This window comes from Pseudomonas sp. 9.2(2024) (genome assembly GCF_039695385.1).
Taxonomy (GTDB): Bacteria; Pseudomonadota; Gammaproteobacteria; order Pseudomonadales; family Pseudomonadaceae; genus Aquipseudomonas; species Aquipseudomonas paraglycinae.
In genome coordinates this window covers 6252447-6270960 of record NZ_CP155585.1, presented here as the reverse complement: position 1 = coordinate 6270960, position 18514 = coordinate 6252447, and the positions used below count along the sequence as shown (strand labels likewise).

General features: G+C 59.8%; 18 protein-coding genes. 8 read left to right on the top strand and 10 right to left on the bottom strand.

The window, feature by feature from the left end:
- Positions 1 to 264: 264 nt before the first annotated feature.
- Complete coding sequence (locus ABFB52_RS28465; RefSeq protein WP_085746792.1) at positions 265 to 1935, top strand: bifunctional diguanylate cyclase/phosphodiesterase; 1671 nt, start codon at positions 265 to 267, stop codon at positions 1933 to 1935.
- A gap of 40 nt (positions 1936 to 1975) precedes the next feature.
- Here ABFB52_RS28465 and ABFB52_RS28460 read toward each other — a convergent pair whose 3' ends face one another.
- The gene (locus ABFB52_RS28460; RefSeq protein ID WP_085746791.1) at positions 1976 to 3370 is read right to left on the bottom strand and encodes a NorM family multidrug efflux MATE transporter; all 1395 of its coding nucleotides are present in this window, start codon (positions 3368 to 3370) and stop codon (positions 1976 to 1978) included.
- Between the two features lie 157 nt (positions 3371 to 3527).
- Between ABFB52_RS28460 and ABFB52_RS28455 the strand changes: the two genes are divergently transcribed.
- Together ABFB52_RS28455 and ABFB52_RS28450 are read left to right on the top strand one after the other, a co-directional pair.
- Positions 3528 to 4448 (top strand): LysR substrate-binding domain-containing protein, encoded by a 921-nt coding sequence (locus tag ABFB52_RS28455; protein WP_085746790.1) that lies wholly within the window; start codon positions 3528 to 3530, stop codon positions 4446 to 4448.
- A gap of 180 nt (positions 4449 to 4628) precedes the next feature.
- Positions 4629 to 6605, top strand: a complete 1977-nt coding sequence (locus ABFB52_RS28450) for a methyl-accepting chemotaxis protein (protein ID WP_102717317.1) — start codon at positions 4629 to 4631, stop codon at positions 6603 to 6605.
- Positions 6606 to 6710: 105 nt separating this feature from the next.
- Here ABFB52_RS28450 and ABFB52_RS28445 read toward each other — a convergent pair whose 3' ends face one another.
- The 3 genes from ABFB52_RS28445 to ABFB52_RS28435 form a co-directional block, all read right to left on the bottom strand.
- Positions 6711 to 8204 (bottom strand): YifB family Mg chelatase-like AAA ATPase, encoded by a 1494-nt coding sequence (locus tag ABFB52_RS28445; protein WP_085746788.1) that lies wholly within the window; start codon positions 8202 to 8204, stop codon positions 6711 to 6713.
- 192 nt (positions 8205 to 8396) lie between these two features.
- Positions 8397 to 10013 (bottom strand): anti-phage dCTP deaminase, encoded by a 1617-nt coding sequence (locus tag ABFB52_RS28440; protein WP_129973028.1) that lies wholly within the window; start codon positions 10011 to 10013, stop codon positions 8397 to 8399.
- Positions 10014 to 10054: 41 nt separating this feature from the next.
- Positions 10055 to 10228, bottom strand: coding sequence for a hypothetical protein (locus ABFB52_RS28435; protein WP_165369534.1), 174 nt, complete (start codon positions 10226 to 10228; stop codon positions 10055 to 10057).
- 419 nt (positions 10229 to 10647) lie between these two features.
- On the opposite strand from ABFB52_RS28435, the gene ABFB52_RS28430 reads away from it, so the two are divergent.
- Positions 10648 to 10860, top strand: coding sequence for a HigA family addiction module antitoxin (locus ABFB52_RS28430; RefSeq protein WP_305955791.1), 213 nt, complete (start codon positions 10648 to 10650; stop codon positions 10858 to 10860).
- A gap of 50 nt (positions 10861 to 10910) precedes the next feature.
- Here the strand turns inward: ABFB52_RS28430 and ABFB52_RS28425 are convergent, their stop codons facing one another.
- Together ABFB52_RS28425 and ABFB52_RS28420 are read right to left on the bottom strand one after the other, a co-directional pair.
- Positions 10911 to 11438 (bottom strand): Bro-N domain-containing protein, encoded by a 528-nt coding sequence (locus ABFB52_RS28425; protein WP_085746784.1) that lies wholly within the window; start codon positions 11436 to 11438, stop codon positions 10911 to 10913.
- Positions 11439 to 11833: 395 nt separating this feature from the next.
- A complete protein-coding gene (locus tag ABFB52_RS28420; RefSeq protein WP_007920416.1) occupies positions 11834 to 12094 on the bottom strand; it encodes an accessory factor UbiK family protein in 261 nt (86 codons plus the stop codon).
- 398 nt (positions 12095 to 12492) lie between these two features.
- On the opposite strand from ABFB52_RS28420, the gene glnK reads away from it, so the two are divergent.
- The 4 genes from glnK to sutA all read left to right on the top strand — a co-directional run bounded on the left by glnK (position 12493) and on the right by sutA (position 15276).
- Complete coding sequence (gene glnK, locus ABFB52_RS28415; protein ID WP_002555808.1) at positions 12493 to 12831, top strand: P-II family nitrogen regulator; 339 nt, start codon at positions 12493 to 12495, stop codon at positions 12829 to 12831.
- Positions 12832 to 12868: 37 nt separating this feature from the next.
- Positions 12869 to 14206, top strand: coding sequence for an ammonium transporter (locus ABFB52_RS28410; protein WP_007951904.1), 1338 nt, complete (start codon positions 12869 to 12871; stop codon positions 14204 to 14206).
- Between the two features lie 215 nt (positions 14207 to 14421).
- On the top strand, positions 14422 to 14847 hold the full coding sequence (locus ABFB52_RS28405) for a secondary thiamine-phosphate synthase enzyme YjbQ (RefSeq protein WP_011336526.1): 426 nt from the start codon (positions 14422 to 14424) through the stop codon (positions 14845 to 14847).
- A gap of 102 nt (positions 14848 to 14949) precedes the next feature.
- The gene (sutA, locus tag ABFB52_RS28400) at positions 14950 to 15276 is read left to right on the top strand and encodes a transcriptional regulator SutA (RefSeq protein ID WP_007951900.1); all 327 of its coding nucleotides are present in this window, start codon (positions 14950 to 14952) and stop codon (positions 15274 to 15276) included.
- Between the two features lie 65 nt (positions 15277 to 15341).
- Here sutA and ABFB52_RS28395 read toward each other — a convergent pair whose 3' ends face one another.
- Genes ABFB52_RS28395 through dapF form a run of 4 tightly spaced genes read right to left on the bottom strand, consistent with a single transcriptional unit; the run spans position 15342 to position 18514 of the window.
- On the bottom strand, positions 15342 to 16046 hold the full coding sequence (locus ABFB52_RS28395) for an HAD-IA family hydrolase (protein ID WP_085746783.1): 705 nt from the start codon (positions 16044 to 16046) through the stop codon (positions 15342 to 15344).
- The gene (xerC, locus tag ABFB52_RS28390) at positions 16043 to 16942 is read right to left on the bottom strand and encodes a tyrosine recombinase XerC (protein ID WP_129973027.1); all 900 of its coding nucleotides are present in this window, start codon (positions 16940 to 16942) and stop codon (positions 16043 to 16045) included. Before xerC ends, ABFB52_RS28395 begins: the two co-directional genes overlap by 4 nt.
- Before the next feature lie 2 nt (positions 16943 to 16944).
- Positions 16945 to 17670 (bottom strand): DUF484 family protein, encoded by a 726-nt coding sequence (locus ABFB52_RS28385; protein WP_007951894.1) that lies wholly within the window; start codon positions 17668 to 17670, stop codon positions 16945 to 16947.
- Between the two features lie 13 nt (positions 17671 to 17683).
- A complete protein-coding gene (gene dapF / locus ABFB52_RS28380) occupies positions 17684 to 18514 on the bottom strand; it encodes a diaminopimelate epimerase (protein ID WP_011336523.1) in 831 nt (276 codons plus the stop codon).

Below are 18514 nucleotides of genomic sequence, written 5' to 3'. Positions count from 1 at the left end.
ACGAAAATTCGGGAGTCGTTGACGAAATGGGCCGGCATTTTAACAGGCTCAGCGATTTGTGCTGCTCTCTCCGACTTGTGACGCAACACGCGATTCAAATTTGCCGGTTTTGTTACTTTCACGCAGGATGCGCGGTGATTTTGCGGCTAATGTTCTCATTCGTGACACAAAATAACGTTTTGATAACCGTTGTCGTTTGGTCATTGGTAGCCGCAACGGCATAATGCCCGCCGCCCACATCATTGCAGAGTCTAGGGAGTCAGCTTGACTACGCCTGTCGAACCCTTGCGTTTGCTGCTACTGGCCGAAGAGCCAGCGTGGACAGCGTTATTGCGCGAGTGTCTGGCTCCGTTGGGGAGTGCGGCGGTGCTGATCAGCGCGCCGAGCTGGGAGTCGGTCAGCAGTCTGTTCGAAGACAACCGCCACGCGGTGTTGTTGACCGTTCCCGCGTTGCAGCCGGCGCCCGGCCGTTGCAGCCTGCCGACGGTATTGCTTCTGGAACACGAACCGGCGACCGCGCCCGACGGCGTCAGCGACTGGCTGGTATTCGATGCCCTCGATGCCGGCATGCTACGGCGTTGCCTGCGGCATGTGCGCGAACGCGGCGTGCTGGAAAACACCCTGCAACGCCTGGCCGAGCAGGATCCGCTGACCGGCATCGCCAACCGTCAGGGTTTCCAGACTCTTCTGACGGCGCGCCTCGCCGAAAATGACGGCCGCGGCCTGGCCCTCGGGCATCTTGATCTCGACAACTTCCGCCATGCCAACGACGCCCTCGGCCACCAGGCCGGCGACCGCCTGATCCTGCAAGTCGTCGCACGGCTGAAAAGTCAGCTGGAAGTCGGCGATCAACTGGCGCGCCTCGGCAGCGATGAATTCGCCTTGCTGATCGATACCCGCCGCGCCCCGCAACGGGCGGAATGGATGGCCGAACGCATCACCGAAGCCCTGGCCGAACCTTACTGGGTCGATGGCGAAAGCCTGCTGATCGGTTCCAGCCTCGGTATTGCTCATGCCCGCGCCCAGGGCGGTGCCGATCCGCTGATGTGGCACGCGCACATCGCCATGCAGCAGGCCAAGAGCACGCAAGGCTGCACCTTTCACATCTTCAACGAACGAATCAACCGCAACGCGCGAAGCATGGCCGACCTCGAAAGCGAGCTGCGCCGGGCCTTGCGTCGCGACGAGCTGGAGCTGCACTACCAGCCGCGCCTGAACCTGCAGGACGGCCAGATCGTCGGCCTCGAAGCGCTGGTGCGCTGGCGCCACAGCGAACGCGGCCTGCTACCACCGAGCGAATTCGTGCCGCTGGCGGAGCAGAGCGGTCTGATCGTGCCGCTGGGTTACTGGGTGATTTCCCGGGCCCTGCGCGATATGCAGGCGTTGCGCGAACGCGGATTGCCGGCGCTGCATATGGCGATCAACCTGTCGTTCCGCCAGTTTCAGGACAGCCAGTTGCTGCCGACGCTCAGCCGTCTGATCGCCGAGCGCGGAGTCGAAGCGCAGTGGCTGGAATTCGAACTCACCGAAACCGCTGTGATGCGCCGCAGCGATCTGGTCAAGCAGACCATGGACGCTCTCGGTCGCCTCGGCGTGCGTTTCTCGCTGGATGATTTCGGCACCGGGTTCTCGTCGTTCGTGCACCTCAACAGCCTGCCGATCACCTTGCTGAAGATCGACAAGAGTTTCGTCGGCGGCATGGAGCAGCGCGAAGAGAACCGCAAACTGGTGCACGCGATGATCAACCTTGCGCACAACCTGCACCTGGAAGTGGTTGCCGAAGGGGTGGAAACCCGCGAGCAACTGGATCTGTTGCGCGGGTTCGGTTGCGATCAGGTGCAGGGTTACCTGATCAGCAAGCCGTTGCCGTTGACGGAACTGGTTGATTACCTGGTGGCTGATGCCAGTCAGCCGCCGCTGGGCATTGTGGTCTGACGAACCAGTAAGCGGGAGCAAGGTTGCTCCCGCCGACCTGTCATTCCGGCTGAGCGATCTTGAAGCCTTGAGCTTGCGGTTCGAGCCGAATCATCCGCTTCATCTTCCATTCGAACGCCAGCGTCAGGCTCACCGCCGCACACGCCAGCCCCAGCGCCAGACCCCACCAGACGCCGGTCGGCCCCCAGTGCAAATGGAACGCCATCAGCCACGCCGCCGGCGCGCCGATCAGCCAGTAGCAACCGAGCCCGACCAGAAACGTGGTCTTGGCATCCTTGAGCCCGCGAATGCAGCCCATGGCAATCGTCTGCGTGCCGTCGAACAGCTCGAACCACGCTGCCACGGCGAGCAGGCTCACCGCCAGACGAATCACCTCGGCAAACGCCGGATCGTTATGGTCGAGGAACAAGCCGACCAACTGATTCGGCAGCAGCCAGAACACCATCGCAAACCCCAGCATTACCACTGCTCCGAAGACGATGCCGACCCGCCCGGACATCCGCGCATCGCTCAATTGCCCGGCGCCGTAATGCTGGCCGACGCGCATGGTGATCGCATACGACATCCCCGCCGGAACCATGAACGCCACCGAGACGATTTGCAGAGCGATCTGGTGCGCCGCCAGTTGCGTGCTGCCCATGGTGCCCATGCACAGCGCCGCGAAGGCGAACAGCCCGACTTCCACCGCGTAGGTCCCGCCGATCGGCAGACCCAAGCGCCAGAGCTCTTTGAGGTACTGCCGGTTCGGCCGCGACAGGCCTTCACGCAGCGGGTAAGCGTCGTAGGCCGGATGCCGGCGAATGTGCCAGGCCAGTGCGAGAGCCATGCAGTTGGCGACAATCGCCGTGACCAGGCCGATACCGGTCAGCCCGAGCTGCGGCAGGCCGAACATGCCGGTGATCAGCGCGTAATTGAGCAGGAAGTTGGCCACCGTGCCGGCGAGGCTGATGACCATCACCGGCGTTGCCCGGCCGATGGCGCTGGTGAAACCGCGTAAGGCCATGAAACTCAGGTAGCCGGGCAGGGCGAACGGCAGGGCGACCAGAAATTGCCCGGCGGCGTTGACGTTGGTCTCGGTCTGGCCGAACAGCAACAGCACCGGTTTCAGATTCCACAACAGCAGCCCGGCACCGAGTGCCATCAGCCACGCCAGCCATAGCCCGGCCTGGGTCAGGCGGGCGGCGCCGATGATGTCGCCGGCGCCCTGACGAATCGCCACCAGAGTGCCGACCGCCGCGATCACGCCGATGCAGAAGATCGACACGAACGAATAGCTCGCCGCGCCCAGACCGCCACCGGCCAGCGCTTCGGGACTGAGGCGCGCCATCATCAGGGTGTCGGTCAGCACCATCAGCATGTGCGCCAACTGCGAGGCGATCAACGGCCCCGCCAGCCGCAGGATGGCCCAGAGTTCGGTACGCACAGGACGCTGCATGTTTTCACATCCTTATAAAAGAGGGAGCAAGAAACCGTCGATTCTCAGGGTTTGGCGCGGGTTGCACAAAGGGATAAAAAGGATGGGTAGCATGATTAAAACTCATCCTGTCGCGATTCTGCTAAGTTGGCGCAATCCCCCCATTGGAGCGTTGTGCATGTCCCGTCGTCTTCCACCCTTGTATGCCCTGCGCGCATTCGAAGCGGCGGCCCGCCACAGTTCGTTCACCCGGGCAGCCGAAGAGTTGTCGATCACTCAAAGTGCGGTGAGCCGGCACATCCGCACGCTCGAAGAGCACTTCGCCTGCCGCTTGTTCCACCGCAGCGGGCGCAATCTGCAACTGACCGAGTCGGCACGCCTGCTGCTGCCGGGCATCCGTGATGGCTTTGCCGCGCTGGAACGTGCCTGCAATACCTTGCGCGCCGAAGATGACATCCTGCGCATGAAAGCCCCGTCGACCCTGACCATGCGCTGGTTGCTGGCGCGGCTCAGTCGCTTTCGTCATCTGCAGCCAGGTAACGAGGTGCAACTGACCAGCGCGTGGATGGACGTGGATTCGGTGGACTTCAATAACGAGCCCTTCGATTGCGCGGTGTTGTTGAGTGACGGGCATTTCCCGCCGGACTGGGAAGCCAGCCTGCTGTTTCCGGAGGAGCTGATTCCGGTCGGCGCGCCGAATCTGCTCAACGATCAGCCGTGGGACGTGGCGCGGCTGGCCAGCGCCGAATTGCTGCACCCGACGCCGGACCGCCGCGACTGGCGCAGTTGGCTGGAGCACATGGGGCTGTCGGATCAGGTGTCGCTCAAGGGCGGACAGGTGTTCGATACTCTGGAACTCGGGATGATTGCGGCGGCTCGGGGCTATGGGGTTTCCATGGGCGATCTGCTGATGGTGGCCGAGGATGTCGCGCAAGGACGCTTGAGTCTGCCGTGGCCGACGGCGGTCGCCAGCGGCCTGAATTATTACCTGGTGTGGCCAAAGACTCGTCCGGGAGGTGAACGTTTGCGCCGTCTGAGCGACTTCCTGCAAGGCGAAGTCCGCGCCATGGCGCTGCCGGCGGTCACGCGCTTGAGCTGAAACGTTCGAGCCTGCACAATGCCGGCCTTTCGCCATAACCCTGCTGTTCGCTCAAGTATTCGGTTTTACCGCCGAATACGTGCATGTGGAACCGTCGTGCCGGTGGCCACGATTTACCCCCATTAGAAAATTACCCGAGCTGCGATCAAGGAGGATCGGAAGTTCGGCCAGGAGCTGTCCATGTCTCAACCTCGCGCTCGGATCGCCTCGCAGCTGGGCCTCGCGCTCGCCGTGATACTGGCGATAGTCATCAGCGGCAGTACGGTGTTCGCCCTGCGTTCGCTGGACACCGCCAACCTCGCCACCCGTGAAGAACACCTGGCCAGCGAGGCACGCCTGCTCGCCGACCAGCTGAGCACTTTTCACGGCACGCTGCGCGAAAGCACCCAGCGCCTGAGCGGGTTGTTCGAGAAGCGCTTCATCGCGGGCCTGAGCATTCACCCGAGCGAGCCGGTCAATGTTGCGGGCACCCAGACCCCGGGCCTGCACTTGGGCAGCGAGGTGTTGAACAACAACTTCAAGGAAGTCGACGAGTTCAAGCAGATGACGGCGGGCGTTGCCACGCTGTTCGTGCGCAGCGGCGAAGACTTCATTCGCGTCAGCACCTCTCTGAGCAAACAAGACGGCACCCGCGCCATCGGCACCGTGCTCGACCACGCTCACCCGGCCTATGCGAAATTGATGGCGGGGCAGGGTTACGTCGGTCGCGCCTTGCTGTTCGATCGCTCCTACATGACTCAGTACACCCCGGTGCGTGACAGCAGCGGCAAGGTAATCGCGGTGTTGTTCGTCGGCTTCGATTACACCGACGCGCAGAACGCCCAGTTCGCCAATCTCAAGCGCTTCCGTATCGGCCAGACCGGCTCGCTGGCGCTGCTGGACGAGAAGAACCAGTGGCTGGTGGCGCCGGCCGGTGTGCAGGCGCTGGATCAAGCGGTTCCTGTAATCAACGGTCTGGCGAAAACGCCGGGTAAAGGACAGTTCTGGAGCGACAAGTCCGAAGACTTCTACAGCATCGCCGTGCCGTTCGAGGGTGGCCCGTGGTCGGTGGTGGCGAGCATGCCGAAAGCCGAGATCCGCGCGGTGACCTGGAGCGTCGGCACTCAGCTGGCCATCGGCAGTCTGCTGGCGATGCTGCTGGCGGTCGGCTCCGTGGTCTGGTTGCTGCGCAGCAAACTGGCACCGCTGGGCGATCTGGTCCGCCAGGCTGAAGCCCTGGGCGCCGGCGATCTGAGCGTGCGCCTGAGTGTGTCGAGCAACGACGAGATTGGCCAGTTGGCCCGCGCGTTCAACCAGATGAGCCAGGCCCTGTCGACCATGGTCGAGCACATCCGCCGCGCCTCGGAAGAGGTCAACCGTCGGGCTCAAGCGCTGTCCGGTCTGTCTGGCGGCGCCTATGAAGGCATGGAGCAACAGTCTGGCGAAATCACCAGCATGGCCGGCGCCGTTGAAGAGTTCTCCGCCACGTCGCTGAACATTGCCGACAACATGGGCAACACCCAGCGTCTGGCCCAGGAAAACGCCCAGCAGACCCAGATCGGTCGCACGTCGATGGAAGAAGCGTCTTCCTCGCTGGAGCAGATTGCCGGCGCACTGAACACCACCGCGACCGTGATCAACACGCTCGGTCAGCGCTCCCAGGAAATCGGCGGCATCGTCAGCGTGATCACCTCGATTGCCGAACAGACCAACCTGCTGGCACTCAACGCTGCCATCGAAGCGGCCCGTGCCGGTGAACAAGGTCGCGGGTTTGCCGTGGTGGCCGACGAAGTGCGCAGCCTCGCCTCGCGTACCCGTCAGGCGACGGATGAAATTTCCAGCATGATTCACAGCATTCAGCAGGAAACCGGCAACGCCATCAGCAACATGGAGCAGGGCAACCTGCTGATGCAGGAAGGCCTGTCGCGCAATGCCAATGTGGCGTCGGCGCTGGCGCGCATTGACGAGCAAAGCCGCTCGGCGGGTGAGCAGTTTGCCGCGATCACCACCGCGACTCAGGAGCAGAGCAGCACCGCGACTTTGCTCAGCAGCAACTTGCAGAGCATCGCGATGGCCAACAGCGAGCAGCGCGAAGTGGTATCGAACCTGGCCATCACCGCCAAGGAACTGGAAGGCCTCGCAGCCGACCTGCGCCAGGAAGTCGACCGCTTCCGGTGAGGCGTCTCTGAAATAGCTATCGCGAGCAGGCTCGCTCCCACAGGTTTTTTGTTGGACCTGTGAGAGCGAGCCTGCTTGCGTTTGGGCCCGCCACGACCTCGACACTTACTGAGTCGCCGGCCGATACTGCAACGCTTCGGCCAGATGTTCGCGACTGATATCCGCGCACTTCTCCAGATCCGCCAGCGTCCGCGCGACCTTGAGCAGCCGATGCGCCGAGCGCAGCGACAAGGTCAGTCTTTCGCACGCCGTCTCCAGCCAGGTTTCATCGGCTGTGGATAACTTGCAGTGCTTCTTCAGCCCCGGCAAATCGAGAAATGCATTGGCACAGCCCTGGCGTTTTTGCTGACGATCGCGGGCCTCTGCGACCAATGTGGCCGCGCTGGCGCTGTCCTCTCCCGGTTTCACCGCAGGGTTCAACGCTGTCGCCTCCCGCGCCACCGTCAGGTGCAAATCGATCCGGTCCAGCAACGGCCCCGACAGTTTGTTGCGATAGCGCTGCACCATGTCCGGCGTGCACGAACACTTGCCGCTCGGTTCGCCAAGATATCCACAGGGACAGGGATTCATCGCCGCCACCAGCTGGAATCTCGCGGGAAACCGCACCCTTTCCTTGGCCCGTGCGATGACGATGCAGCCGGATTCCAGCGGTTCGCGCAGAACCTCCAGCACCTTGCGATCAAACTCTGGCAGTTCATCGAGAAACAGCACGCCGTGATGGGCGAGGGTGATTTCGCCGGGTTGCGGTTTTGAGCTGCCACCGACCAGTGCCGGCCCGGAGGCCGAGTGATGCGGCTGGCGAAACGGGCGCTGCGGCCAGTGGGTCAACGGTGCGCCGCTGGCGACGGATTGAATCGCCGCCACCTCCAGCGCCTCACTCTCGGCCAGCGGTGGCAGCAACCCCGGTAAACGACTGGCGAGCAACGTCTTGCCCGTGCCCGGCGGCCCGCTGAACAGCAGGTTGTGCGCGCCGGCGGCGGCAATCAGCAGCGCCCGCTTGGCGGCCAGTTGGCCCTGTACTTCATTCAGGTCGGGATAGGGTTTCGCGGCATGGATCAGCCCATCCGAGACATAAGGCTCGACCGGCGTATGCCCGTTGAAATGCGCCACGGCCTCCAGCAAATGATCCACCGCGATCACCCTCAGCCCAGATGCCAGACAAGCCTCCTCGGCATTCGCCCGTGGCACCACCAGCGTCCGCCCGGCCTTGCGCGCTGCCAGTGCCGCCGGCAACACCCCGCGCACCGCCCGCACGGCACCGGACAACGCCAGTTCGCCAAGGCACTCCACGTCATCCAGCGTCAACGTCGGCACCTGCACACTCGCCGACAGAATCCCCAGCGCAATCGCCAGATCGAACCGCCCGCCATCCTTGGGCAAATCAGCCGGCGCCAGATTCAGCGTGATCCGCCGCGCCGGAAACTGCAGCCCGGAATTGATGATCGCACTGCGCACCCTGTCCTTGCTCTCCTTCACCGCCGCTTCGGGCAGGCCGACCATGGTCAGCGAGGGCAAGCCATTGGCGAGGTGAACTTCAACGGTGACAGCGGGGGCATCCACGCCAATCTGGGCGCGGCTATGGACGATGGCGAGGGACATGGTCGTTCCTTGAGTTGAATCGAGGGGCCGCTTCCTGCGGGTTTTTTAAGGGTAGTAGGGGGCGTGGAGTTTTGCGGGAGATTACGAGGACAAATATAAACCAAATATTACTTGGATTTACTTTATGGAAAAAACGACAAGCGTTTAAGTTTTAAGTAGAAGATGGAGAGATATTCTCACCATCTTCATTTTTTAAGCCGCTCTTGGCGGTGTAGGAGAGGACGGCGGTGGAGGAACATCTATAGGGGGAGTTGGTTGTGTAGAGGGAGATACCTTGGACATTAGGTCTTGAACAACCTTTCCTTCGATTGTTTGATAGGGGTCAAGATACTCTGTTCCAATATGCGTTGCGTCAGTTTTAATTATATCAATTGCCGAACCTGAGCTATCCTTTCTGTTGCCGCGAGCTATGAAGAATGATGCATATTTGCTCGGCGCTACTCCTGAAAATGTTTCAAACAAGGTTTTTCCGACATGGTTTTCATCGGTTGTAATTGCATCTTCATGAAGGTCTAATGCGAGACTTTTTTCGTAAGGCTCAATGTAAACTACACGCTTGATTCCCGCAGCGATGATATGTCTGGCGCAATTGTGGCATGGAAATGTTGTTGTATATAGTACGCAGGAGTCAGTAGAGTTTCCTTGCGAGCGCGCGAGTCCTAATATAGCCTCCATTTCCGCATGAATAGCTCTGGAAAACTCAATGATTGATCCTGCTCTGGTTTCTTTCTGAATGAGTTTTGCTAGCTCGTCTTTTACGTCGTCGGTTACAGTTATTTTTTGGCTAACAATTTTTACAATGTCTTGAATGAGTGCTGACTTATGAATGTCGTTATAGCATTTTCCGCCATGGTAAATACATCTTTGATCGTTTTTAGAGTCTGAAGTGTAGAGCCCTCCTCCAAACTTTGGTACGTCATTCCATCCCAAAGAAATTATGTTGCCCTCTTTGTTCGCTATTGCAGCCCCCACTTGCCTGCTTAAGCAAGCGGACTTCAACGAGGCGGAGTAGGCAGCATACATTCCTGATTCGTCCTTGGTAGGAGTTACACCATTTTTTCCATGGACTAGAGCTACGAAACGTTGGCAGGGATGTAGCAGATTTGAAATAGAGTCCTGATTGTTTCGGATGAAATAATCGGCAAGTTGGACAGTTTTTTCTAATTTTTGCCCATATGAAGTTCTTAACTCGTCCCTGTCCCGATCTATCAGGAACTGTGCGTCGTGACCAGGTATGCGTTCAGTTCTTGTTAAGTAATTGAACCTGACATTCTGCGGGCTCAAAACACCAATAAGATAAAATATGTTTCCATAAACGAGTTTGAATAGTTCAGCTTCTTCGGGGTGTTTTAGCTGGTCAACTATATAGACCGTTTTGGGCGGTTTTTCTATATCATTTTTTCGCATGGCGATGTCGCGGTTTGCGGCTACTTTTGCCATGGCGAGTGCAGCTAATATCTGGGAGTCAAAGCGTTGACGTAAATCATTTCCAAGGTCTTGCAGTGTTGTATACCGCTCTTTACCCGGCGAGGGGTTCAACGACAATTTTGAGAGTCTCGGAGGTAGTCCATTTTCTCTGTAATAGTCTTTAATTATATCGCTGATCTTAATGTGTTCGGTTAGGTACCCGTACTCTTCGAACTGAGCTCGAATAGTTCGTATTACATCGGCAAGGTTACAGCCTACGGGACCGCAGAACGCAATAACTATTTCGTCGCTGCGGCGACCTTCTATGCGCTCCCCAATTGTTCGAATATTTGAATGGCTGTCATTATTTTTAGGATGACTTTCCTTGGGGACTGCTGACATTTTTCGCGCCTTTCCCTGCGCGAGCTAAAGGAGCTGGTGTGTTACCAGTCAACTTTTTGCGCGCGAGCCAAAATGTTATTTATTGCTTTTTTATATTCTTCATCGGCTTTTTTTTCTTTGAAAGCGGCGAAGCCGATAATGTTGGAGCTCTGATTGTTGTCCAGACGTGACGATTTATCATTTTGATAAATTTTTGTGTCATCAGATCTCTTCATTTCGTTTCCCTTCCTCTCAATGCATACGAGGTTTGACTTTAAAAATCGGAGCATTCTACAGTCAATAATCACGAAATCAACGGCTTTGCAAGCCATAGATTAGCTTGTGATGGAGTGATGGCAAGCTGATTGGAAAAATTGACATTTGCATGGTGAAGCTCCACGAGATTTGAAGGCCGCTGGCTTTAAGCAATGCTCGAATCTGATCTGAGGCGTTCTGAGGAGCTCATTTTGAGATTTGCTGCCAGACGGCCGAATCATAGGTTAAAGAGAGAAGAGCTAGAATCAGGCGCGAGAGCTAATCCTTGTAGGACCATGCCCAAATTGCTGAAGGACGTCGGCGAAAGGGTTCGGAGGTCTTGAATAGCTGGATTGGATGTTCCAGTTTGGCCGCTCAATGCAGCTGCTGGAGGCAAAAAATGGACCGCAATGGTATGCGCCCGATTCATCCGGGCGAGGTGCTGAATAAGGAATTCATGGAGCCGTTGGGCATGACTGTCATGGACTTGGCCATGCCCACGAACTGGCCTGAAACCGAGATCGAAAAACTTGTAAAATGCCAGCTCAGGATCTGCGCCGATTTGGCAATCAGGCTGGCCTCCACCTCAACACCACACCTGAGTTCTGGATGAATCTTCAGTCGACTTACGATTTACGCAGGGCTCAGCTCCGGCATGCGGGCCTATAGCGATTGCAGCATCCGCGAAGCCCTCTTCCACCAAGTGCCCGGTTCTGGGCGCTTTAGCTTTTCCCGTTCTACCACCATCAATGGCACATCCTGCAACCGAATCCACGGCTGGTTATTCCAGTGCAGCAAACTCAACGACATCTCGGGCCAATTCAGCAGGCTTAGCTGTGGGCGTTCGTTTGTGGTGGGGTGCTGGGCGTCGCGCAGGGTGGGGATGACTTGATGGGTGAGCCATTCGCGTAGCGCTCGGTATTCGGGGCAGTAGTGGTAGACGAGGAGGGCGTAGATGCCGGATTCGCTGATCAGGAGGGTGTTTTCGATCTGGTTGTGGATCAGGGTTTTGCGGGTTTGGTATTGGTCGGGGTCGAGTTTTCGCAGCATGCGTTCGTTGAGGTAAATGTGCAGCAGGCGGCCCAGGTCGCGGGCAGAGAACCAGGGTTGGTTCTGGATGAGCAGGGCGTGGAGGGGGAGTTTGTGGCGGATGAAAACCTGAGGAGTGAGATACGTATCTTCGTTATTCATTGAACAGCTCCTTTTGCTTTAGGGCTGCCCTCAATTGTCGCCAAACAATTGGGTGGCAGTCGTACGCGGGTTGGCGAACCGGAGCAAAAGGAACCCGGCAGACCCGAAGGTCTCCCACGCACAACCGCCATGACTCGATGTGGCGGTAAACATAGCCGCCATCATGGTTTTCGTGCGCCTTAAGCTTTTCGGGTCGCCAAACCCAGTGCTGAACATTCAGCATTGGGTGAGCTTAGGAATCAGGGCTTCACGGCGCAATCGGACGGCGGGGTTGCAATCTGTAGGATTCTGCCGGGAGTCGATAGCGAATCCTGAATCGCGGGAAGGTCGTTCCGACCTTCATTCGCGGGCAAGCCCGCTCCCACAAGGGACCGCATTCACAAAGACACGAGGTGTTACTCAGCCGGCGGCGTCAGCTTCGCCTCCATCTCCGCCACCTTCGCCTCAAGGCTCTCGAGCCGGGCGCGAGTGCGCGCCAGTACCACCATCTGACTGTCAAACTCTTCGCGGCTCACCAGGTCCAGTTTGCTGAAGGCGCTTTGCAGCAGCATCTTGAACTGGCTTTCTATTTCGGCTTTCGGCAAGGGCGTGTCGCCGCTGAACAGGCGGGAGGCGGTGCCGCTCAGGGCGTCGAGGAAGTCTTTGGGCGCGAGCATGGGATATGTCCTGGAAACAATGGCCGGCAGTGTATCACGCAGTGTCTATAGTCATTGGCGCAGGCACGGATGCACGCTTTTCGCGCAACTGGATGCACGGCCGCGCACCGTTGTTGTGCGTATCCCGAGTGCCATTTGGGTGATGGCATCTGCCGCAGCGGCCAAGGGATTGAAATCAGTGGTTTTTGGCGAGATGGCAAGCTTTCTGCTTAGTCACCTTCGACCCATGCACTGATGCAGTCGCTGTGACGAATGCAGTGCGGCAGACGGAGCGGGGAGTTTCGTCTGGAGCGGTTAGCTGGCGTCGACAACGAAGCGTTACAAAGCCAGGCACTGCGCTTAGACTTGAGTCGGGTTTGTTTTCCTGGGGCAAGTCCACCAATTCGGGAGAGAGTTTCATGAAGCTAGTCACTGCCATCATCAAGCCGTTCAAGTTGGACGACGTGCGCGAGTCGCTGTCCGAAATCGGCGTGCAGGGCATTACCGTTACTGAAGTCAAAGGCTTCGGTCGGCAGAAGGGTCACACCGAGCTGTATCGCGGCGCGGAGTATGTGGTCGATTTTCTGCCCAAGGTGAAAATCGACGTGGCCATCGACGACAAGGATCTGGATCGGGTTATCGAGGCGATAACCAAGGCTGCCAACACCGGCAAGATCGGTGACGGCAAGATCTTCGTGGTCAATCTGGAACAGGCGATCCGCATCCGTACCGGCGAAACCGATACCGACGCGATCTAAACGCCGCCACAAACCCAACGCCCCAGGAGAAAACAATATGACTCTGCGTAAATTCGCAGGGCTAGGAGCCCTGTTGTCTATCGTAATGCCCGGCCTGGCCATGGCGGCAGACGAAGTGGCAGCTCCAGTCCTGAACTCCGGCGACACCGCCTGGATGCTCACCTCCACAGCCCTCGTGCTGTTCATGACCATTCCTGGCCTCGCGCTGTTCTACGGCGGCATGGTTCGGTCGAAAAACATTCTTTCCGTGATGATGCAGTGCTTCGCCATTACCGGTCTGATCAGCGTCCTGTGGGTCATTTATGGCTACAGCATCGCGTTCGACACCACCGGCATGGAGCAGGGCGTCGTCAACTTCAACTCATTCGTGGGCGGTTTCGGCAAGGCGTTCCTGGCCGGCGTCACCCCAGCGAGCCTGACCGGCCCGGCGGCGCTGTTCCCCGAGGCGGTCTTCATCACCTTCCAGATGACCTTCGCGATCATCACCCCGGCGCTGATCGTCGGTGCGTTCGCCGAGCGGATGAAGTTCTCCGCGATGCTGATCTTCATGGGCATCTGGTTCACCCTGGTCTACGCACCGATCGCGCACATGGTCTGGTCCGGCAACGGCGGCCTGATGTGGGACTGGGGCGTACTCGACTTCGCCGGCGGCACCGTGGTGCACATCAACGCCGGTGTGGCCGGTCTGATTGCCTGCCTGGTACTGGGTAAACGCAAAGGCTTCCCGACCACCCCGATGGCGCCACACAATCTGGGTTACACCCTGATGGGCGCAGCGATGCTGTGGGTTGGCTGGTTCGGCTTCAACGCCGGTTCCGCTGCGGCCGCCAACGGCACCGCCGGCATGGCGATGCTGGTGACCCAGATTGCGACCGCCGCTGCGGCACTGGGCTGGATGTTCGCCGAGTGGATCACCCACGGCAAACCAAGCGCACTGGGTATCGCATCCGGCGTCGTTGCAGGTCTGGTCGCGATCACTCCGGCCGCTGGCACCGTGGGCCCGATGGGCGCCCTGGTCATCGGTCTGGCGGCAGGCGTGGTGTGCTTCTTCTGCGCCACCACCCTGAAACGCAAACTCGGTTATGACGACTCCCTGGACGCCTTCGGCGTGCACGGTATCGGCGGTATCCTCGGCGCGATCCTGACCGGTGTGTTCGCTGCACCGTCGCTGGGTGGCTTCGGCACCGTCACCGACATCGCCGCACAAGTCTGGATTCAGTGCAAAGGCGTCGGCTTCACCGTGATCTACACCGCCATCGTCACCTTCATCATCCTCAAGGTGCTGGATGCCGTGATGGGTCTGCGCGTGACCGAGGAAGAAGAATCGGTCGGCCTGGATCTGGCACAACACAACGAGCGCGGCTACAACCTGTAAGCACGCGCCACAAAAAACTTGCCCGGCTCGCCGGGCATTTTTTTGTCTGGAATTTGTCTTCCCTGATACAGCTGAAAGGATTTTTCGTACTGCTTTGGTCGTGTTTACGACGAGTGTTTTTCTGCGGCCAAAGGCTTACATCATTGAAGGAATATTAGGGCCTTTGTTTTTTTCCAGAGCGCGCTAGAATGCGCCCCGAACGTGCGGAGAACTGTATGTGGCAACAGACTCTGATAACCCTGCGGGCACGGCCCCGGGGCTTTCATCTGGTGACGGACGAGTTGCTCGCCGGCCTGCCTGAACTCAAGGCATGCCGGGTCGGTCTGTTGCATTTGTGGCTGCAGCATACCTCGGCGTCGTTGACCATCAACGAGAACGCCGATCCGGCGGTACGTCGCGACTTCGAACGATTTTTCAATCGTCTGATCCCACAAGGAGCAGACGGCTATGAGCATAACGACGAAGGCCTGGACGACCTCCCGGCGCACTTCAAGGCCAGCGTGCTGGGCTGCCAGATCAGTTTGCCGGTAACGGCGGGCCGACTGGCACTGGGCACCTGGCAAGGCGTTTACCTGGGCGAGCACCGTGATCATGGCGGTGCCCGTAAAGTCCTCGCCACCTTGCACGGTGAAGGGGCATAAACCGTTGGTCACCAATGGTTAGCGATTTTTTTCCGGCGACTTTCGACAGTCGCCAAAGCTGGTCTATAACTAATCTGCTTTTCGCAAGTCATGAGGTAGAACATGAGCGACGATGATCTGGAAAACGACGACCTCGAAGTAGGCGACGAAGACGAGGCCGAAGACGGTCTGGAAGCAGCAGCGGAAGACGTTGCTGAAGACGATGGCGGTGACGATACGCCGGCCCCGGCTGCCAAAGGCAAGGCCAAGGCTGCGGTGTCGGTCGACGAGTTGCCGAGCATCGAAGCCAAGAACAAGGAGCGCGATGCCCTGGCCAAGGCCATGGAAGAGTTCCTTGCGCGCGGCGGCAAGGTGCAGGAAGTGGAGGCCAACGTGGTCGCCGATCCGCCCAAGAAGCCGGACAACAAGTACGGCAGCCGCCCTATCTGAGGCGTGTCGCTTGCTTGCTGAAAAAGCCCGCCGTCGCTGCGGGCTTTTTCATGGGCGAAAGAAATCTAGCCGCGGCTGTTCCAGCGAGCGAGTACCGCAGGCAGATCGTTCAGGCTGCGAATCTCGGCATCCGGCAGGCGCTCCGCTTCCCAGTCCTTGCCGGCCGGGTTGAACCAGATCGCTCGCAGACCGGCTTGCTGCGCCCCGGCGATGTCATCCCCCGGGTGATCGCCGATATGCACAGCGGCTTCGGCGCTCACGCCGCCGCGCTGCAACGCTTCATGGAACAGTCGAGCATCCGGCTTGGCTATGCCGATGTCTTCGGCACACAACGCAAACTTGAAGTAATCCGCCAGCCCGAGACGACGGACATCGGCGTTGCCGTTGGTGACCACCCCGAGGGCGTAATGCTTGGCGAGGGTTTCCAGGATCGGCTCCACCTCCGGGAACACTTCGATCTGATGCCGCGCATGCAGAAACACTTCAAAACTCTTGTCCGCCAGATCCGACGCTTCGCCGTGGGCGTACCCGGCTTCTTCCAGCGCATGGAACAGCACGCGCCGGCGCAACGCGCTGATGCGGTGCTTCAGGCCCGGTTCGTTGGCCAGCACCCGCTCGCGGATCGACCACAGATGCTCGACCGGCACCGCGCCCAGATTCGGCGCATGTTCGCTCAGCCATTCGCGCAAAACCGCTTCGGCGCTGACGATCACCGGGGCGGTGTCCCACAAGGTGTCGTCGAGGTCGAAGGTGATCAACTGGATGCTCATGAATCGTCGCCTTTCATGCGTTTGGCCCGTGGGTGGGCGCTGTCGTAGACCGCCGCCAGGTGCTGGAAGTCCAGGTGGGTATAGATCTGGGTGGTCTTGATGTCCGAGTGGCCGAGCAGTTCCTGCACCGCGCGCAAGTCCTGGGAGGACTCAAGCAAATGGCTGGCGAAGGAGTGTCGCAGCATGTGCGGGTGCAGGTTCTGCCCCAGTTCGCGCTCGCCGGCGAGTTTGACCCGAACCTGAATCGCGCGCGGGCCGAGGCGTCGGCCTTGCTGGCTGACGAATACCGCGTCGTCCGCCGGATTGGTCAGCGCCCGCAGCGGCAGCCATTGCTCCAGTGCTTCCCGGGCCTTTTTGCCGACGGGCAACAGACGCGTCTTGCTGCCCTTGCCGAGCACCTGAACCATGCCGTCGGCCAGATCGAGCTGATCGAGATTGAGCCCGGTCAGCTCCGACAGACGCAGTCCGGAGGAATAGAAGAACTCCAGAATCGCCTGATCGCGCCGCGCGAGGAAATCGTCCTCCACGGCACCTTCAAGCAGTTGCAGGGCGCGATCGGTGTCGAGGGTTTTCGGCAGCCGACGTTCGCCTTTGGGCGGTGCCAGGCCGGTGGCCGGATCGTGATCGCAGAGACCTTCACGATTCAGATAGTGATAGAGCCCGCGCACCGCTGAGAGCAGGCGCGCCAGACTGCGTGAGGACTGGCCCTGGGCATGCAGGCGGGCGATCAGGCTGCGCAGGCGCTGGATGTCCAGCGCCTGCCAGCTACCGATGTTCTGTTTGTTGCACCAGCCGAGGACTTTGTCGAGGTCGCGTCGGTAGGCCGACAGCGTGTGCGGCGACACCTGCCGCTCACTGCGCAGGTGTTCGCAGTAAGCGTCCAGTTGTCGTTCCATGCTCAGCGTACCGAGCGCAGGGAGCTGTTGACCCGTGGCAGCACGCGACCCATGACTTCGGCGATGTAGCTGAGGAACAGCGTGCCGACCGAGCTCTTGTAGTGCTGCGGATCACGGCTGGCGATGGCCAGGATTCCGTGGATGCCCTGATGGCTGACGGCGACCACGGCGGTGGAGCCGATCTGCTTGCGCTGTTCTTCGCCGAACAGGAAGTCCAGCTCATGCTCACGCAGGCTGCCGCTGACGCTCTTGCCTTCGGTGAGCAATCCGCCGATGGCGGTTTGCGCGTCGGCGTGGGTCACCCAGCGGCCGACCGGGGCCGGGTTGTCGCCCAGCAGGATCAGGCTGACGAAGGGCACCTGAAAATCCTGACGCAGGCTGTCTTCGACGCTGATCACCACGTCTTCCAGAGTGGCAGCGTCCATCAGCGCGAGGATCAGGCGACGGGTCTTGTCGAACAGGCGATCGTTGTCCCGGGCGACGTCCATCAAGTGCGAGAGACGATGACGCATCTCGATGTTGCGGTCGCGCAGGATGGCCATCTGGCGCTCGACCAGCGAGACGGTATCGCCGCGCTGATGGGGGATGCGCAGGGACGGCAGCAGTTCTTCATGCTCGACGAAGAAGTCCGGATGAGCCTCCAGGTACGCGGCAACCGCTGCCGCCTCCAGGCTCTCGGACGCTGATTCACCGGACTGTCGGGCGGGTACCTGAGGCTTATCGGTCATGGCTTCTGCTCACTCAAAGACGCACTTGTCCTTCGTATACGCGCACTGCCGGGCCGGTCATCAAGACCGGTTGGCCGGGCCCTGCCCACTCAATGGACAGGCGCCCGCCCGGCAGGTCGATCAGCAGGGGCGAATCCATCCACCCCTGACTGATCGCCGCTACAGCAGCAGCGCAGGCACCGGTGCCGCAGGCCTGGGTTTCCCCGGCGCCGCGTTCCCAGACGCGCAGTTGTGCGCGATGGCGGTCGATGACCTGGAGAAAACCGACGTTGACCCGCGCCGGAAAGCGCGGATGGTGTTCGATTTTCGGCCCCAGTTCATGCACCGGTGCGGTGTTGATATCGCTGACCCGCAGCACCGCATGGGGGTTGCCCATGGACACCGCCGCCAGATCGACCGGCGTACCGTCGACATCGACCTGATAACTCAGGGCCTGCTCCGGCGCCTGGAACGGAATGTCCGCCGGCACCAGGCGTGGGGCGCCCATGTTCACGCCGATCTGGCCGTCGTTACGCACGTCGAGTTCGATGATGCCGCCCTTGGTCTCGACGCGGATCTGCCGTTTGGCGGTCAGGCGCTTGTCGAGCACGAAGCGGGCGAAGCAGCGCGCACCGTTGCCGCACTGCTCCACTTCGGAACCGTCGGAGTTGAAGATCCGGTAACGGAAGTCCACATCCGGATTGCTCGGCGCTTCGACGATCAGCAACTGGTCGAAACCGATGCCGGTGTGCCGGTCGCCCCACATTTTTGCGTGCTTGGGCTGAATATGCGCGTGCTGGCTGACCAGGTCGAGAACCATGAAGTCGTTGCCCAGGCCGTGCATCTTGGTAAAACGCAGCAGCAT

Bases quoted from the DNA above. Each gene is read 5' to 3' on its own strand.
- ABFB52_RS28460 (WP_085746791.1), bottom strand. From the start codon at position 3,370: ATGCAGCGTCCTGTGCGTACCGAACTCTGGGCCATCCTGCGGCTGGCG.
- ABFB52_RS28455 (WP_085746790.1), top strand. From the start codon at position 3,528: ATGTCCCGTCGTCTTCCACCCTTGTATGCCCTGCGCGCATTCGAAGCG.
- ABFB52_RS28450 (WP_102717317.1), top strand. From the start codon at position 4,629: ATGTCTCAACCTCGCGCTCGGATCGCCTCGCAGCTGGGCCTCGCGCTC.
- ABFB52_RS28445 (WP_085746788.1), bottom strand. From the start codon at position 8,204: ATGTCCCTCGCCATCGTCCATAGCCGCGCCCAGATTGGCGTGGATGCC.
- ABFB52_RS28440 (WP_129973028.1), bottom strand. From the start codon at position 10,013: ATGTCAGCAGTCCCCAAGGAAAGTCATCCTAAAAATAATGACAGCCAT.
- ABFB52_RS28435 (WP_165369534.1), bottom strand. From the start codon at position 10,228: ATGAAGAGATCTGATGACACAAAAATTTATCAAAATGATAAATCGTCA.
- ABFB52_RS28430 (WP_305955791.1), top strand. From the start codon at position 10,648: ATGGACCGCAATGGTATGCGCCCGATTCATCCGGGCGAGGTGCTGAAT.
- ABFB52_RS28425 (WP_085746784.1), bottom strand. From the start codon at position 11,438: ATGAATAACGAAGATACGTATCTCACTCCTCAGGTTTTCATCCGCCAC.
- ABFB52_RS28420 (WP_007920416.1), bottom strand. From the start codon at position 12,094: ATGCTCGCGCCCAAAGACTTCCTCGACGCCCTGAGCGGCACCGCCTCC.
- glnK (WP_002555808.1), top strand. From the start codon at position 12,493: ATGAAGCTAGTCACTGCCATCATCAAGCCGTTCAAGTTGGACGACGTG.
- ABFB52_RS28410 (WP_007951904.1), top strand. From the start codon at position 12,869: ATGACTCTGCGTAAATTCGCAGGGCTAGGAGCCCTGTTGTCTATCGTA.
- ABFB52_RS28405 (WP_011336526.1), top strand. From the start codon at position 14,422: ATGTGGCAACAGACTCTGATAACCCTGCGGGCACGGCCCCGGGGCTTT.
- sutA (WP_007951900.1), top strand. From the start codon at position 14,950: ATGAGCGACGATGATCTGGAAAACGACGACCTCGAAGTAGGCGACGAA.
- ABFB52_RS28395 (WP_085746783.1), bottom strand. From the start codon at position 16,046: ATGAGCATCCAGTTGATCACCTTCGACCTCGACGACACCTTGTGGGAC.
- xerC (WP_129973027.1), bottom strand. From the start codon at position 16,942: ATGGAACGACAACTGGACGCTTACTGCGAACACCTGCGCAGTGAGCGG.
- ABFB52_RS28385 (WP_007951894.1), bottom strand. From the start codon at position 17,670: ATGACCGATAAGCCTCAGGTACCCGCCCGACAGTCCGGTGAATCAGCG.
- dapF (WP_011336523.1), bottom strand. From the start codon at position 18,514: ATGCTGCTGCGTTTTACCAAGATGCACGGCCTGGGCAACGACTTCATG.